Source organism: Staphylococcus sp. URHA0057 (assembly GCF_000620265.1).
In the GTDB taxonomy this organism is placed as follows: Bacteria; Bacillota; Bacilli; order Staphylococcales; family Staphylococcaceae; genus Staphylococcus; species Staphylococcus pasteuri.
The window spans coordinates 72759-87911 of sequence record NZ_JHVS01000007.1 but is presented as its reverse complement, the minus strand read 5'-3'; the positions used below and the strand labels follow the sequence as shown (position 1 = coordinate 87911).

The following is a 15153-nucleotide window of genomic DNA, read 5'->3' as shown; positions in this document are numbered from 1 at the left end:
TTATGTAAGCACTATCATTAATCATATCGTAGAACATTATTTTATTGATAACTTCTTTAAGATAAAACATTACATAAAGGGGATAGACATAATGAGTTATAGTATTGGTATCGATTATGGCACAGCATCTGGACGTGTTATTTTAGTAGATACTTCAGATGGAAAAATTATTTCTAGTTATGAAGAAACATACCAACATGGAACAATTGCTGAAGAATTAGGTGGAGAAACTTTACCTCATAATTACTTCTTACAACATGCTGGCGATTATCACAATGTTTTAGAAAATGGTGTTAAACATGTATTAGAAGAAAGTCAAATTAATAAAGATGAAGTAATCGGAATTGGCGTCGACTTCACAAGTTGTACTATTGTCTTTTTAGATGAAAACTTCAAACCTTTACATATGAATGAAGATTTAAAAAATCACCCTCATGCTTATGTTAAATTATGGAAACATCACGGTGCCCAAGATGAAGCAACACAAATGGTCGAAGCTAATGAAAAAGCAAATCAAAATTGGTTAGACTATTATGGTCACAGTGTTAATAGTGAATGGATGATACCTAAAATTCTTGAGGTAAAACATAAAGCACCTGAATTATTAGAACGTGCTCATTATATTATGGAAGCCGGAGACTATATGACAAGCTTGCTTGTTAATCAAAATATCCGATCAAATTGTGGTATAGGATTTAAAGGATTTTACGATGAAGTCAATGGATTTAATTACGATTTCTTTGAAACTGTAGATTCAGAATTACCTCAAATTGTAAAAGATAAATGTGAAGCACCGGTTATTCAAATTGGAGATAGTGCAGGTTCATTATCAGAATACTACCAAAATTTATGGGGATTATCTTCAAATGTTCAAATATCACCTTATATGATTGATGCACATTCTGGCGTATTAGGTGCAGGTGCCATTGAAAAAGGAGAATTCACTCCAGTCATTGGTACAAGTACTTGTCACTTAATGTTAGACCCTAAACAAGAACCCATTCCATCAATTACAGGTTCAGTTAAAGATGCTATTATACCTGGATTATATGCATATGAAGCTGGGCAAGCTGCTGTAGGAGACTTGTTTAGTTACTCTGAACGCATGGCTCCACATGAAATTGTTGAAGCCGCGAAGAACAAAGATATGGATGTATTACAATACTTAGAAACACTAGCAGAGCAAATCCCTGTTGAAGAACAACATGTAGTCGTGCTAGATTGGCATAATGGTAATAGAAGTATATTAAGCGATAGCCATTTAACTGGTAGTGTCTTTGGTTTAACATTACAAACACCATTCGAAATGGTACACCGTGCTTATTTAGAATCAACTGCATTTGGAACTAAAATGATCATGAAACAATTCGAAGATAATGACATTCCAGTTCATACAGTATATGCGTCAGGTGGTATACCTAAAAAAAGTAAATTACTCGTAGATATTTATGCCAATGTATTAAACAAAAAAGTAGTTGTCTTAGAATCATCTAATGCTACTGCTTTAGGTGCTGCTATGTTAGGAGCTAACGTCGGCGGTGCTTACGAAACATTACGAGATACTGTACAACATATGAAACAACCGATTTATTATGAAAAACAACCAGATCCTGAAAAAGTAAAACATTACGAAAAATTATTTAATAAATACCGACAACTTCATGATTTATTAGGTAGAGAACATGCTGAATTATCTTATATTCATGAAACTGAATAAGCAACTTTAAAAACAGCTATCCTTGCCTTTGTTTATCAACATGGCAAGAATAGCTGTTTTTAATTTTTAATACTTTTATATTTAAATGTAATGACTAATGAAATAATAACAATGAACAGGATTGAAATATAACTAGATATTGGCCAATGCCCCATTATTACTTCAATAACTATATCAACAATACTGACTACCATTAAAGCAATTAATTGCCAAATTGTATTACTCGCATATGCATTAACAATTCTACGTCTCTCATATTCATCACTGAAGTTATAATTAGGCAACATATTTAAAGAACGTTCTTGTGTATTAATCTTTTCTTTTGCTGAAACTGTCGGTGTATCAGATATTTGAATACGACTGTCTTTCATCAATATCATCATTATAATTGGAATAAGCAACCCTAAACTAGACCAACTATTAACCATCACCTCACTGCTTACCACTAAAGGGATAATTACATTATTAATGACGATTAAATAAATCATGAGCACTATAAAAAATATAATGTGTTTCTTTCTGGCTTTACGATTTAAATAGTTTTTCTCATTTTTATTATTTACGTAAATTATTGTAGTATCCGTTGTTTCTTTATTTAAAGATAGTTTACAGACTGTCACGATTAATATAAGTAAACTACCTATCAAATATGGAGACAAATATTCACGTTGAATATCAAACATTGCTTGGAAATAAAATATACAGGCAATTACAAATATAGATATCGCACTCGCTTTTGCTAAATGATTTTTGAATAAATTATTTTTGAATTCATCTTTAAATTCTAATTTATTAAAAATAACTATTCATCCTCCCAAAATAAGTCGTTAAGTGTGACTGACAAGGTTTTAGCTATATTTATACATAATTTTAATGACGGATTATATTTATCATTTTCAATCATATTAATTGTTTGTCTGGAAACTCCTATTCGTCTTGCTAGTTCTAATTGCGACATCTTTTGATGTGCTCGATATTGTTTCACTCTATTCAACGCATTCATCCGCTTCTTTCGATAAGTATTATCTTGATTTTACTAAATCATTTACCCATACGTCAAATATATACGACATCTACTAGAATAAATGATGATTTCTTATATAAAAAGCTAAGGTCTCACTATGACCCTAGCTTTACCTTACTATTTTAAATTTCATTATTATCATAATTATGTTTCTTATTTGCTTTGTCTACTGGATTATAATTATTATCGCTTATCATTTCAGACCCTGCATATTTTGGACTTGGCCCATAAATATTAGTTTCTCTCTGACTGTTTAAACAACAAATAACGATATTATAAATACCAAAAATCCAAGAGATGATTGTAATTAACCAATAGATTAGTAATAACCATCCATTTTCAGAATGTCCAGTTGCATTGACCACCCAATTAAATATATTTAAAAATACTGCAATACCAAATCCGATCATAGGTATCCACATTGTGCGTGAAGTATCATGGAATCGACGGGCTAATATAGCTAAATTCGGAATAATTGTCACTAGTGAGTAAATGGCTAAATATAACACGGATATCACTAGACTAAAGACACCAATACTAAGTGCAGTCGTACTTTGACCTGAAGAGATACCTATAGTCAGCCCTATTGCACCAATAATCAATAAAATAATACCAGGACACATAAATATTAAATGCCATAATTGCATAAACCAATATTCACTACGTCTTGATCTACCTTTAAAATTAAAATAATTTGACCAATATAATTTAAATGATGCTTTAAAACCAACTTTCTCTCTCATCTTAGCTGCTCCTTTCAAATCATCAATTCAATTTATTTTATTACTCATATCAATTTTGATACATTAATTAAGTAATAATATTGTTAATACGGTCATTGTATCAAATAGATAGACCTAAAAAAATATAAATCAAATATTTTTTAAGAATTTCCAAAATAAATTATAAAAACAAATATTTTTATAGAGGAGTTCCATTATGGATTTTAAAGAACGTAATACAACAGATATTGCAAAATCATTATTAGGAGTCCGTGTCATTTATCAGGATAATCATCAAACTTATAGCGGTTATATTGTCGAAACTGAGGCTTATTTAGGTTTTGAAGATCGCGCAGCTCATGGCTTTGGTGGTAAACAAACACCTAAAGTTACTTCATTATATAAGACTGGTGGAACAATTTATGCACATGTCATGCATACACATTTATTAATTAACTTTGTTACTAAAGATAGTGGTGTTCCTGAAGGTGTGCTTATTCGCGCAGTAGAACCAGAAGACGGGATTGAAGCTATGAGAATCAATAGAGGCAAAGATGGATTTGAATTGACTAATGGACCAGGAAAATGGACGAAAGCATTTAATATTCCGCGTGCCATTGATGGATCTACTATCAATCAATGTCGCCTATCAATTGACATAAAAAATCGGAAACATCCTAAATCGATAGTTGAAAGTGGTCGTATTGGTATTCCAAATAAAGGAGAATGGACAAATAAACCACTTCGCTATACAGTCAAAGGTAATCCATATGTATCTCGCATGAAAAAATCAGATTTTCAAAACCCTGATGATACATGGAAATAAAGGAGAGGATAGCACTAAAAATAGTGCCATCCTCTCTTTTAATCAATTTTATTTTACCGTAATATCTCCAGAATCATTAGATAAATTGACTTTGTTGTCTCCTTTACCTATTTGATGTTGTTTTAATTCCTTATCATATATATTCGTATCTCCAGAATCGTTTAAGGCAGTAAATGATGTGTTTTTGGCTTTGTTTTTATAATTTATATGAATATCTCCACTATCATTTGATACATTTAATGGTTGATCAGGAATACTTTGTTTCATTTCTATATCTCCTGAATCATTTTTTATTTTACCTTCTGTGAAATGAATGTGTTTCATTAAAATATCACCCGAATCATTATTGACTTTCAAATCACCTAATTTACTATCTGTCAAAGTGATATCTCCAGAATCAACATTGATATGCGTTTTCTTACTAACAACATTATCAACTTTGATATCCCCCGCGTCATCTTTTATTGTTAGTTCATTCATTTCTTTTGGTAAGGTAATAATAATTTTATTAGTGAACATAGTGCCTATTCTAAAATTGATATTAGATTGATTATGTTGGTCATTAATATGCCATGTTCCTTTTTCGACTTTACTATCTACTTTAGCGTCTGAACTACCAATTGATTTTATCGAAAATGTCTTACCATGCTTTATTTCAACATCACTATTCTCAACATCCAATTGAATAGATTTTATATTGTCTTTATATTCTTTATTTAATTGCGTTTCATGATGTGCTGAAGATAACTTCTTACCTTGAGAAATAAGACCTATACCAAAACCAATGCTCAATATTAAACCAATTATAAAAAGTGTGATGATTAACTTTCTCATGGATGAACACTTCCTTTCACGAATGAGACATTCCATTTAAGATACATTACTGTTAATTTTAAGAACCATTTAATGAGAAGAATAGTAATTGCTAATAACATTAAACTAACACCAAACATTAATCCCGCCATATAAACATCATATAAAATAATTGAATTTGAGCCTTCAGTTGCAAATTTGATAATTAAAAATATAGGTGCACTGAAAAGTATTAATGTAAAAACAATTAATGTGAAAAAAATCATTAAAATGAAGAATGCTGGTACTAATACAATAAAGAAATTAAAAAGTCCTAATCCCATCACTGCTAATATAGCTTTAAATATACTTTTTAAATTAGACTTCTCATCTACCTTTTCGATAGCCATAGTGGCGTTCAATTCTTTAGCAATCATTTTAGGATCTCCTAATTGTTTAGCTATATCTTCTTCAGATTTCCCTTCATTTTTACCACTTATAAAATGAGTTTCATATTCGTTATAAATATCTTGCTTGTCAATATTATCCATATGCTTTAAATTAGCGACCAATTGCTTTAAATATCTTTCTTTATTCATTTGATTCACTCTCCTCAATAAACGTATTTACAGCATTAGAAAACAACTGCCATTCCTCTTTTAACGTCGCCAATCTTCCTTGGCCCTGTTCTGTAAGACGATAATATTTTCTCGCTGGACCTTCTGTTGATGGCTGATAATACGTAGATAGTTCACCGTTTTTAACTAATCTTCGTAATAATGGATATACAGTTCCTTCAGCAATTGTCATATAACGTGAGATATTTTGAACTAATGAATAACCATATTGATCTTCTCTTTTGATAATGAACAAGACAATTAGTTCTAACGCACCCTTCTTAAATTGCGTATTCATAGGCATTCCTCCATATTTCATTTTAGGTACTAAACATTACACAGTAGTGATTATCTATAATATAGCACTCACTACTGTACATTGCAAGGTACTAAATAATAAATCCTCAACATAGGATATTCTTTTTTAATAATTTTAATATTATTTCTGATAATATCTATTGAAAATTAATACTTTTATGTATAAATACAAATAATATTTATTCTAAAACTAGATTTAATGGATTTATACGTGTATACTAGGTATAGTGGCTTTTTATAACGCTTACATATTTTAATTGAATAACACTTAAACATAGGTTTTGGGGTAACTTCTAAGGGGGAGTTAAAATGTTAGAATTAGATGCTATTACCACATTATGTTTAGCATGTATTTTATATCTGATTGGTCAAACAATCATAAACCATGTCTCGTTTTTAAGAAGAATTTGTATTCCAGCACCAGTGATTGGTGGCTTAATTTTTGCAATTTTAGTTGCGATTTTAGATTCCTTTAATATAGTTAAAATTAAATTAGACTCATCATTTATACAAAATTTCTTTATGTTAGCCTTTTTCACAACAATTGGATTAGGAGCATCATTGAAATTATTTAAAGTTGGTGGAAAGGTCATGTTATTATACTTTATGTTTTGTGGTATTATGGCTTTCTGTCAAAACGTCATTGGTGTTTCCTTAGCTAAAGTATTAAATATCAAACCATTATTAGGTTTAACAGCAGGGTCTATGTCAATGGAAGGTGGTCACGGTAATGCCGCTGCCTATGGTAAAACAATTCAAGATATGGGCATTGATTCCGCTGTAACTGCTGCTCTTGCTGCCGCAACATTAGGTTTAGTATTTGGCGGTTTGATTGGCGGACCTGTAGTTAAATTTTTAATCAAACGTTATAACCTCAAACCTGAACATAGTGATGATTCATTTAAAAACTATGGTGAAGTTGAATATAATCAAGCACTTCACGAAAAATATAAACCAACACAAATTTTCTTTATACAGTTTACAATTCTTGTATTCTGTATGGCACTCGGTACATACATAGGAAATACGTTTACTGATTTAACAAATGTTAATATACCAATGTATGTAGGCTCAATGTTCGTCGCTGTTTTTGTGCGTAACATTTCTGAAGCATTTGGCTTTAACATTGTTGATTTAAAAATTAACGAAGAAATCGGTGATATCTCATTAGGTATCTTCCTATCTCTCGCGTTAATGAGTATTCAATTAACTGAAATCTACTCATTAGCATTACCATTAATTATCATAGTTCTTGTGCAAGTTGTATTCATGATCTTGTTCTCTATCTTCATTTTATTCAGAGGCTTAGGCAAAGACTATGATGCTGCAGTAATGGTTGGTGGCTTTATTGGTCATGGGTTAGGTGCAACACCTAATGCAATGGCTAATTTAGATGTCATTACAAAAAAATACGGTAACTCACCCAAAGCTTATTTAGTTGTTCCTATTGTCGGTGCATTCTTAATCGACTTAATAGGCGTGACTATTGTTATGGGCTTTATACAATTTTTCCAATAATAAAAAAACAGTACACATGATGGAACTAAGACATAAAGTGCTTTTGCTTATGTCCTGACAGTTTCTCATGTGTACTGTTTTATTTTTGAATTTATTTTGGCAACTATAGTTAGGCCAATTATCCTTTATGAATATCTAAACCTCTTTGGTCTATCCACGATAATAAATCTTGGCTGAATATCATATCTTTATGAGTTAATTCATCAATATTTTTAGCGTCTAACATAGTCATTATTTTCTTCATATGATCTAAAAATGACTCTACATATTCAATCGTTTGCGTAATACCTGATTGCTCAACTTGATTTAAAAATGGTCGTGACATTCCAACTGCTTTAGCACCTAATGCTAAGCATTTCACTGCGTCTAATGGTGTACGTAAACCACCACTTGCAAAGACATTAAGTTTATCTTGATAATCGGTACTTTCTAATAGAGATTCAACTGTTGATTGTCCCCAATTTGATAAATAATCCATATCTTTATTTGAACGTCTCTCATTTTCAATATCAACAAAGTTTGTACCACCACGCCCACTTACGTCAACATAAGCTACTCCAACGTTAAGCAGTGATTTGTACGTTTCTTTACTCATACCAAATCCTACTTCTTTTACAATCACTGGAACATCTACTGCTTTAACAATAGCTTCGATGTTTTCCATCCAATTGGCAAATTCACGATTACCTTCTGGCATAACTAGCTCTTGTGGTGAATTAACATGTATTTGTAATGCTTGCGCATCTAATAATTCAACGGCTTTTACGGCTTTATCTACAGGCACATCAGCACCCACATTACTGAATATAATACCATCTGGATTAGTTTCTCTTACAATAGTGAATGACTCTGCCATTTTAGGATTTCGTAAAGCAGCATGTGTTGAACCAACCGCCATTGCTAATCCTGTTTCTCTTGCAACAATCGCAAGTTTCTCATTAATTTGTTTAGTCCATTCACTACCACCCGTCATTGCATTGATATAAACGGGATATTTCAAGTCAAAATGTGATGTACGTGTAGTTAAATCAACATCATCTACATCTATATTAGGAATTGAATGATGTACAAACCTTACTTTGTCAAAATCTGACAATGCAGCATCTTGCTGTGCCATCGCGATTTCAACATGTTCATTTTTTCTCTGCTCTCTTTGAAAATCACTCATTACTATACCGCCCTTTCCAACTCAATCTAATTTTAAAATGCACAATTTAAAACCATTTCTTTTTTTTGAAGAAAATTATTAACACAATAGTGATGATTAACATAATAATTAAGCAAACAAAATAGCTATAATGCCATTTAAGTTCAGGCATATATTCAAAGTTCATTCCGTATATACCTGCAATAAAGGTAAGTGGAGAAAATATAACTGAAACTAATGTTAAAATTTGCATAATATTATTCATTCTAAATGATGTATAAGATTCATAGTTTTCTCTAATTTCATTCGTCATTTCTTGAGAAGTCTTAATGACGTTACTTTGTTTAATTAAGTGGTCATCTATATGTTGTATATACATTGAATGCTTATTATCTTTAATTAAATTACCTTCAGTTTTAATCGTATCAACTAACTCTTGCATTGGAAATAAAACACGTTTGATTTTAATTAAGTCAGAACGTAATTTAAATACGTTGTCCATTACATCTTTACTAAAGCGATCATCAACATGTCTATCCTCAAATGTATATACCTTATCTTCAATATCGTAAACAAAATTAAAGTATTTATCTACCATACTATCTAATATAAGAATAACAATATCTGCACAATCTAGTTCTGGATCATGGTGTTGTTCATTTACTTTAGCCACTCTTTTAAGCGATTCAAAACTTTGATGATGGTATGTGACTAATAATTTATCCCCTAAAAATACATTTAACGCTATTGCAGAATAATTGCGTACTAATATACTATGAAGAACTAAATATTGATAATCATCATACGATTTATATTTTGCTCGAGGAATACCATTAATGGCATCATCTATTTCTAAATCATTAAAGTTAAAATGATTTCTTAAAAATTCATTTTCTTGTGGTGTTGCGTCCTCAAAATCGTACCAAACAATTGTTGCTTCACTAGGAATATCTTCAATCCGATTCACCCTTTTTAAAGGTTCGGTAGATGTTTGGTATCGAATAGTCATTGTCATCTCCATTTACCCCCTGTTAAGCAGTTCTTCATTATTTTATCATGAATTGAATTACGTGTATGTCTTAATTTAATTTAGTAAAATAATTAGCAAGCACACAAAAAAGGAGTAGTTGTCATGTCTCAAACATTTAAGGTAAGTAAAACGGTGACTGAAGATTTTATCGATCATAATAATCATATGCATGATGCATACTATAATATCATTTTTAGTGATGTGATTGATGATTTTAATTATAGTCATGGTTTATCATTAGAAGAACGTGAACAATATAAATACACTACATTTACAATTGAAGAACACACTACATTTTTATCTGAATTAACATTAAATGAGCATTATGATGTTGAGTTATATATTTATGATTATGATTACAAACGTGTTCACTTTTTCTTAAGAATGGTCCGTAATAATGGTAATGTTGCAGCTACAAATGAAGTAATGATGATGGGCATTGATCAAAAACAACGACGCTCAGCTGCCTTTCCAGAAGACTATTACAAACAAATGCAACACTATGCTGACCAACAACAGCAAACAATTGAATGGCCAGACCAACTAGGCCATCGAATTGGTATCCCTCATAAGGAGGATAAATAATGAATGATTCTATTCGCCATACAGTACAAAGTGAATTATTAGATTTATTCGATGATGTTAAATATGCGCTTAGTGACTTAAACGAACAAAAAGCTTTAACGATAAATGGTCCAGGTTCAAAATTATTTAAACGTGCAACACGAATGAGTTACACTCAAGGTCAAAAACAAGCTATTGATGAAATAAATCAACTTCTTGAAAAATATGATGATGACAATCAATTTCTCGAACACTATAACCAACTTGCGAATCGTGTACGAAATGATAATATTGAAAAAGTCTTTTCATTTAGTAATTTAACCGACATACCAAGTCATTTTGAGGACACAATTGCTGACTTATATTTTTCAAAAGGACAAAACTTTATTATTAAACATATTAATTCTATTATGGAATAATATAAAAAGGACGTTTAGCTAAATATCAACTGCTAAACGCCCTTTTCTTTATTTATACATGCTATTTATTTAAAGCTTTGGTAATTTGTTTAACAACTTTATGTGATTCACGAATCGGATAAAGTGGAAAATCATGAACCATTCTTGGATATTCATAAAATTCAATATCTTGTCCAACTGATTCCAATGTATCCTTAAATAAATGCATATCTGGATTAATAATTTCTCTACCTCCACCAAACATAAACACTGGTGGTAATCCTTCAATCTTGCCATATATTGGTGATACACGTGAATTGGTAAGTGGCAATTCATCTGCCCAACGTTTCATAATTTCATTCACACCAAATCTGCTCACTAATATATCTTTGTCTAATAGGTCATCAGTTATATCTTTGTTTGATAATGTTGCATCTAATAATGGTGAAATTAAATATAATTGACGTGGTACTTGTTCATTTTGTTCGATCAAGCTTTGCACTAAGTTTAATGCTAATCCACCACCAGAGCCATCTCCCATGACAATAATATGTTCTGCACCCACTTCAGATACTAATTGATCATAAACATCTTTAACAGCTTTTTGTGTATCATTGATATGATAATCAGGTGCTTTAGGATAAATAGGAAATACAACTTCATGTAACGTTGATAATGTCAATTTATCTAAGAATCTCCAATGAAATGGTGATGGTTGTAATGTATTATATCCACCATGAATATACAAAATTTTTCTTTTGGATTCATGTCTAAAATTAAATCTAAAAACTTGCATATCTCCTAGCATAAGTTTATCTAAATTGGCTTTCACATTCAGTGTAGATGGTTGCTTATGTTTTTTCTCATTTTCAATTTGTCTTTTTTCGAAAAATTTATCCACTGCTTCATCATTATCGAAAAATATTGAACGATTGTGTAGAATATATTTGTTTACCACTCTGTTCATTAAACGATTCTTCATAAATAACTAAACCTACCTCTTATCAATTTTTAAAATTAAAAAACAATTTGATTAAAAACCTACATTCGCAACATAAAAAGGGATATAATTTAAAGTATATTTTAATTTAGTCATGAATTTCATTTTATAAATTGTCTAATTTTTTACTGTCTTTGAATAATCATTATTATAACAAAATCAGACTAGAAATGATAAAGAAAGATATGACTATTTCAAGGGAGGCACCTGCATGTCTAATCAACAAAGCAGATTGGAAAACTTTGACGATGCATTTCAAACGCAAGGTTTGCATCGAGGTAAACAATATGGCAAGAAAAAGCGTTCATGGGTAAGTATGATTATTCAATTAATTGTGCTTGTGTTGACTGCAATTACAGGTTATAGCATGTATAAACAACCCATATTCAATATTGTATTTGCCAAACAAACTATTGATTTTCATCAACTTAAAAATTTCCAAGATACTGTTACACAAATTGGAAATATTAATATCAATTTAGGTAATATTGATCAATTACAACAATCAATTGACCGATTATTGATTGTCTTTTACGCCTTTTTCGCATTATGTATTCTTAGTTTAATTTTATCGATTTTAACAATTATTTTTAATCGTAGTGCTTTAAAGGTTGTAAATATGTTGTTTCTTGCCATTATGCTAGTGATAACAATGTACTTTAGCTATATTATTCATACATTAGCTGAGAAAATTTCTGATTCACTTAAACAATATTACTTAACTGTCTCACCAGATCAGGTAGTGGTAGAAGCCGATGCTATTCACAACGCGCTTATTTTATTAGCTTGTAGCATTGGATTACTAATTATTAGTCTATTCTTTAGAAACAGAAAAATCCGTATTAAATAATATATCTTTTAATAATTAAAAGCGTGTCGAAAGATGATCTTGATAAAGATGTCTTTCAACACGCTTTTTGTGTTTTATTTATTCTTTAGTGGCTTTTACTCTTTTCATTCGTTCTTTTCGGTTCGCCTTAAACCATTCTGAACTTCGTTCATATATTGGCAGTAGATGTCTATCTTGAACGTGCGTATTTCATACTTCCTTCAAGTCTAGCCATACTTGCCGGGGTGGAACGACGATAAAGAACATCTTAGTCAAAACTAAGATGTAAGTACTACTAACCTAATAAAATTAGGAGTAGTACTTCACATTTCTGTTCTACTCCCATAAGTGGCTCTAACTCATTTCATTCGTTCTCTTCGGTTCGCCTTAGCTTCGCTAATGCATAAGTGGCTCTAACTCATTTCATTCGTTCTCTTCGGTTCGCCTTAGCTTCGCTAATGCATAAGTGGCTCTAACTCATTTCATTCGTTCTCTTCGGTTCGCCTTAGCTTCGCTAATGCATAAGTGGCTCTAACTCATTTCATTCGTAAGAGCCACTAAAAAAAGGGATCGATATCAAAATTGATACCGATCCCTTAAAAATCATGCCCCCACAACACAATTTTTTTAATTAAACTTTATTTAATGTCTATCAACAATTAATCTTCTGCTCTTGATTTTGCAGCTGATGCATCAGCTTTCTTCTTACTTTGTAAGAAGAAACTTAAAATAAGTGCTAATAAACTTATCATAGTTGCAATAACGAATGCATCGTTTATACCTTCAACAGAAGCCAATTTATTTATAAATTGTAATAATACTTTCATTGCACCTTGTTCTCCACCATATTGTTGAGCCAATTCACGCATATGATCTTGAACAACTGGATTTGTTTTATCTAATTCTGTGCCAAATGCGGCAACATGATTAGTTGTTTGTGTTGTCATTACTGTAACAAGAATCGCAGTACCAATAGAACCTGCTAATTGTCTCATAGTATTTACAAATGCATTACCATGAGAAATTAATCGACCTGGTAAAGCGTTCAAGCCTGCAGTCATGATAGGCATCATAATAAATGCCATACCAAATGAACGCAACACATAAATACCCATGATTGAGAAATATGGTGTGTCCATATTTAACTTAGTTAATTCCCAAGTTGCATAAGTCATTATAGCAATACCAAAAATAGCTAATGGTTTAATACCAATAGTATCTAATAACTTACCTGCAACAGGACCAAGTACACCCATTACTAATGCACCCGGAAGCATTAATAGGCCTGAATCTAACGCAGAGAATCCACGTAAATTCTGTAAGTAAATAGGTAATAAAATCATACCACCATATAAACTCATCATAACAATCATATTAATAACTGTTGTTAAAGTATATGTTGGGTATTTCAATACTGTTAAGTTTAACATTGGTGCTTTCATTCTTAATTCTCTAATAACGAATAAGATAATGAATATAACACCAATCACAAACATCGTAACGATTTCAGTTGAACCCCAACCTTTATTACCAGCTTCAGAGAAACCGTATAATAAAGCACCGAAACCAATAGTACTGTAAATAATTCCTGGTACATCGGCTTTAGGGTTTGTGGTTCTTTGATAAAGTCTAAACCAGAAATAACCTACTATGATAGCTACTAATCCTATAAAGAACATACCATAGAACATTATATTCCAATGATAATTTTGAACAATATAACCTGATAACGTTGGGCCAATAGCTGGAGCTAATATCATAGCCACACCCATAATACCCATTGCCGTACCACGTTTTTCTGGTGGGAAGATTGTAACAATAACGTTAGAACCTAAAGGCATTAAAATACCAGCACCAATAGCTTGTAATACACGTCCTACCATCATAATAGGGAAATTCATTGAAATAGCACAAATCAATGATCCTATAGTAAATAGTACAAGACCTATAAGAAATAACTTTCTATAAGAATATTTATTGAATAGAAAAGCACTTATCGGTATTAAAATACCATTTACTAACATAAATCCTGTCATTAACCATTGTCCAGTTGATGCAGAGATATTAAATTCAGTATTAATTTTAGGTAGCGCAACGTTTAATAGAGTTTGGTTTAAAATAGCAATAAACATCCCAAATAACATTGCTGCTAAAATTTTACCTCTAGTGATACCATTACCAAAGATAAAATCACTATGTTGTCTCTTGATTTTTTCATTAACTCTGCCCTCTTTTGAGTCAGGGTTAATTGGATTATGCACTTCTTCGTCTACATCTTCTGTTTCTTCTCTATCAATATTGTTACGAGAAGAATCGTCTGAACGACGTAGTTTCTCTTGGTCATGTGCATTGTTGTTGTCATTTTCAGATTCATTCATTGATTCGAAATGATGTTTTCTTTTATCGTCTTCTATATGATTTGAAGTTGAACCAAAATCATTAGGAGATGTTGTACGTGACTCAGATTGTTTGTCTAAATCACTTGCTTTAAATTTAGATTGATATGATTGACTCTCAGAACCTTTTGTTGAGCGTTGTTCCACTTTTTGGTTTTTAGACTTTTTCTTACTTTTAGAAATAAAGAAATTAATTAAACCAAGAAGTATGAGCGCGATTATAATATAAACAATAATGAAGGTCGCTGTCATTTA

General features: G+C 31.1%; 16 protein-coding genes. 6 read left to right on the top strand and 10 right to left on the bottom strand.

Going from position 1 to position 15153, the window contains the following annotated elements:
* Positions 1–91: 91 nt before the first annotated feature.
* Positions 92–1717: a ribulokinase gene (locus N524_RS0104765; protein WP_029055803.1), complete on the top strand. Its 1626-nt coding sequence runs from the start codon at positions 92–94 to the stop codon at positions 1715–1717.
* Positions 1718–1776: 59 nt separating this feature from the next.
* On the opposite strand, the gene N524_RS13035 is transcribed toward N524_RS0104765, so the two are convergent.
* The 3 genes from N524_RS13035 to N524_RS0104750 form a co-directional block, all read right to left on the bottom strand.
* Complete coding sequence (locus tag N524_RS13035; RefSeq protein ID WP_017636492.1) at positions 1777–2145, bottom strand: hypothetical protein; 369 nt, start codon at positions 2143–2145, stop codon at positions 1777–1779.
* Positions 2146–2519: 374 nt separating this feature from the next.
* Positions 2520–2720 carry a helix-turn-helix transcriptional regulator gene (locus N524_RS0104755; RefSeq protein WP_017636493.1) on the bottom strand — a complete coding sequence of 67 codons (201 nt, stop codon included), beginning with the start codon at positions 2718–2720 and terminating at the stop codon, positions 2520–2522.
* A gap of 143 nt (positions 2721–2863) precedes the next feature.
* Positions 2864–3484 (bottom strand): DUF805 domain-containing protein, encoded by a 621-nt coding sequence (locus N524_RS0104750; RefSeq protein WP_029055802.1) that lies wholly within the window; start codon positions 3482–3484, stop codon positions 2864–2866.
* Between the two features lie 196 nt (positions 3485–3680).
* Between N524_RS0104750 and N524_RS0104745 the strand changes: the two genes are divergently transcribed.
* Positions 3681–4289 (top strand): DNA-3-methyladenine glycosylase, encoded by a 609-nt coding sequence (locus N524_RS0104745; protein WP_017636495.1) that lies wholly within the window; start codon positions 3681–3683, stop codon positions 4287–4289.
* A 48-nt stretch (positions 4290–4337) separates the two neighbouring features.
* Here N524_RS0104745 and N524_RS0104740 read toward each other — a convergent pair whose 3' ends face one another.
* The 3 genes from N524_RS0104740 to N524_RS0104730 are packed head-to-tail and all read right to left on the bottom strand — an operon-like array spanning position 4338 to position 5996.
* Positions 4338–5123, bottom strand: a complete 786-nt coding sequence (locus tag N524_RS0104740) for a DUF4097 family beta strand repeat-containing protein (protein WP_029055801.1) — start codon at positions 5121–5123, stop codon at positions 4338–4340.
* Positions 5120–5680, bottom strand: coding sequence for an HAAS signaling domain-containing protein (locus N524_RS0104735; RefSeq protein WP_029055800.1), 561 nt, complete (start codon positions 5678–5680; stop codon positions 5120–5122). The genes N524_RS0104740 and N524_RS0104735 overlap by 4 nt, the downstream gene beginning before the upstream one ends.
* Positions 5673–5996, bottom strand: coding sequence for a PadR family transcriptional regulator (locus N524_RS0104730; RefSeq protein ID WP_029055799.1), 324 nt, complete (start codon positions 5994–5996; stop codon positions 5673–5675). Before N524_RS0104730 ends, N524_RS0104735 begins: the two co-directional genes overlap by 8 nt.
* Before the next feature lie 329 nt (positions 5997–6325).
* Between N524_RS0104730 and gltS the strand changes: the two genes are divergently transcribed.
* A complete protein-coding gene (gene gltS / locus N524_RS0104725; RefSeq protein ID WP_029055798.1) occupies positions 6326–7534 on the top strand; it encodes a sodium/glutamate symporter in 1209 nt (402 codons plus the stop codon).
* Between the two features lie 118 nt (positions 7535–7652).
* Here the strand turns inward: gltS and fni are convergent, their stop codons facing one another.
* Together fni and corA are read right to left on the bottom strand one after the other, a co-directional pair.
* Positions 7653–8702, bottom strand: coding sequence for a type 2 isopentenyl-diphosphate Delta-isomerase (gene fni / locus N524_RS0104720; protein WP_029055797.1), 1050 nt, complete (start codon positions 8700–8702; stop codon positions 7653–7655).
* 46 nt (positions 8703–8748) lie between these two features.
* A complete protein-coding gene (corA, locus tag N524_RS0104715) occupies positions 8749–9696 on the bottom strand; it encodes a magnesium/cobalt transporter CorA (protein WP_017636501.1) in 948 nt (315 codons plus the stop codon).
* A gap of 117 nt (positions 9697–9813) precedes the next feature.
* Between corA and N524_RS0104710 the strand changes: the two genes are divergently transcribed.
* Positions 9814–10296, top strand: coding sequence for a thioesterase family protein (locus N524_RS0104710; protein ID WP_029055796.1), 483 nt, complete (start codon positions 9814–9816; stop codon positions 10294–10296).
* A complete protein-coding gene (locus N524_RS0104705) occupies positions 10296–10694 on the top strand; it encodes a hypothetical protein (RefSeq protein ID WP_029055795.1) in 399 nt (132 codons plus the stop codon). The genes N524_RS0104710 and N524_RS0104705 overlap by 1 nt, the downstream gene beginning before the upstream one ends.
* Positions 10695–10755: 61 nt before the next feature.
* Here the strand turns inward: N524_RS0104705 and N524_RS0104700 are convergent, their stop codons facing one another.
* Positions 10756–11655, bottom strand: a complete 900-nt coding sequence (locus N524_RS0104700; RefSeq protein ID WP_017636504.1) for an alpha/beta hydrolase fold domain-containing protein — start codon at positions 11653–11655, stop codon at positions 10756–10758.
* 229 nt (positions 11656–11884) lie between these two features.
* Between N524_RS0104700 and N524_RS0104695 the strand changes: the two genes are divergently transcribed.
* Positions 11885–12523, top strand: coding sequence for a hypothetical protein (locus tag N524_RS0104695; protein ID WP_017636505.1), 639 nt, complete (start codon positions 11885–11887; stop codon positions 12521–12523).
* Positions 12524–13161: 638 nt separating this feature from the next.
* Here the strand turns inward: N524_RS0104695 and N524_RS0104690 are convergent.
* Positions 13162–15150 carry a DHA2 family efflux MFS transporter permease subunit gene (locus N524_RS0104690; RefSeq protein WP_029055794.1) on the bottom strand — a complete coding sequence of 663 codons (1989 nt, stop codon included), beginning with the start codon at positions 15148–15150 and terminating at the stop codon, positions 13162–13164.
* Positions 15151–15153: the final 3 nt, after the last annotated feature.

Coding starts and splice junctions, on each gene's coding strand:
- N524_RS13035 (WP_017636492.1), bottom strand. CDS start 2,145: ATGGTTAATAGTTGGTCTAGTTTAGGGTTGCTTATTCCAATTATAATG.
- N524_RS0104705 (WP_029055795.1), top strand. CDS start 10,296: ATGAATGATTCTATTCGCCATACAGTACAAAGTGAATTATTAGATTTA.
- N524_RS0104755 (WP_017636493.1), bottom strand. CDS start 2,720: ATGAATGCGTTGAATAGAGTGAAACAATATCGAGCACATCAAAAGATG.
- N524_RS0104765 (WP_029055803.1), top strand. CDS start 92: ATGAGTTATAGTATTGGTATCGATTATGGCACAGCATCTGGACGTGTT.
- N524_RS0104710 (WP_029055796.1), top strand. CDS start 9,814: ATGTCTCAAACATTTAAGGTAAGTAAAACGGTGACTGAAGATTTTATC.
- N524_RS0104745 (WP_017636495.1), top strand. CDS start 3,681: ATGGATTTTAAAGAACGTAATACAACAGATATTGCAAAATCATTATTA.
- N524_RS0104695 (WP_017636505.1), top strand. CDS start 11,885: ATGTCTAATCAACAAAGCAGATTGGAAAACTTTGACGATGCATTTCAA.
- N524_RS0104690 (WP_029055794.1), bottom strand. CDS start 15,150: ATGACAGCGACCTTCATTATTGTTTATATTATAATCGCGCTCATACTT.
- N524_RS0104750 (WP_029055802.1), bottom strand. CDS start 3,484: ATGAGAGAGAAAGTTGGTTTTAAAGCATCATTTAAATTATATTGGTCA.
- gltS (WP_029055798.1), top strand. CDS start 6,326: ATGTTAGAATTAGATGCTATTACCACATTATGTTTAGCATGTATTTTA.
- N524_RS0104730 (WP_029055799.1), bottom strand. CDS start 5,996: ATGAATACGCAATTTAAGAAGGGTGCGTTAGAACTAATTGTCTTGTTC.
- fni (WP_029055797.1), bottom strand. CDS start 8,702: ATGAGTGATTTTCAAAGAGAGCAGAGAAAAAATGAACATGTTGAAATC.
- N524_RS0104700 (WP_017636504.1), bottom strand. CDS start 11,655: ATGAAGAATCGTTTAATGAACAGAGTGGTAAACAAATATATTCTACAC.
- N524_RS0104740 (WP_029055801.1), bottom strand. CDS start 5,123: ATGAGAAAGTTAATCATCACACTTTTTATAATTGGTTTAATATTGAGC.
- corA (WP_017636501.1), bottom strand. CDS start 9,696: ATGACAATGACTATTCGATACCAAACATCTACCGAACCTTTAAAAAGG.
- N524_RS0104735 (WP_029055800.1), bottom strand. CDS start 5,680: ATGAATAAAGAAAGATATTTAAAGCAATTGGTCGCTAATTTAAAGCAT.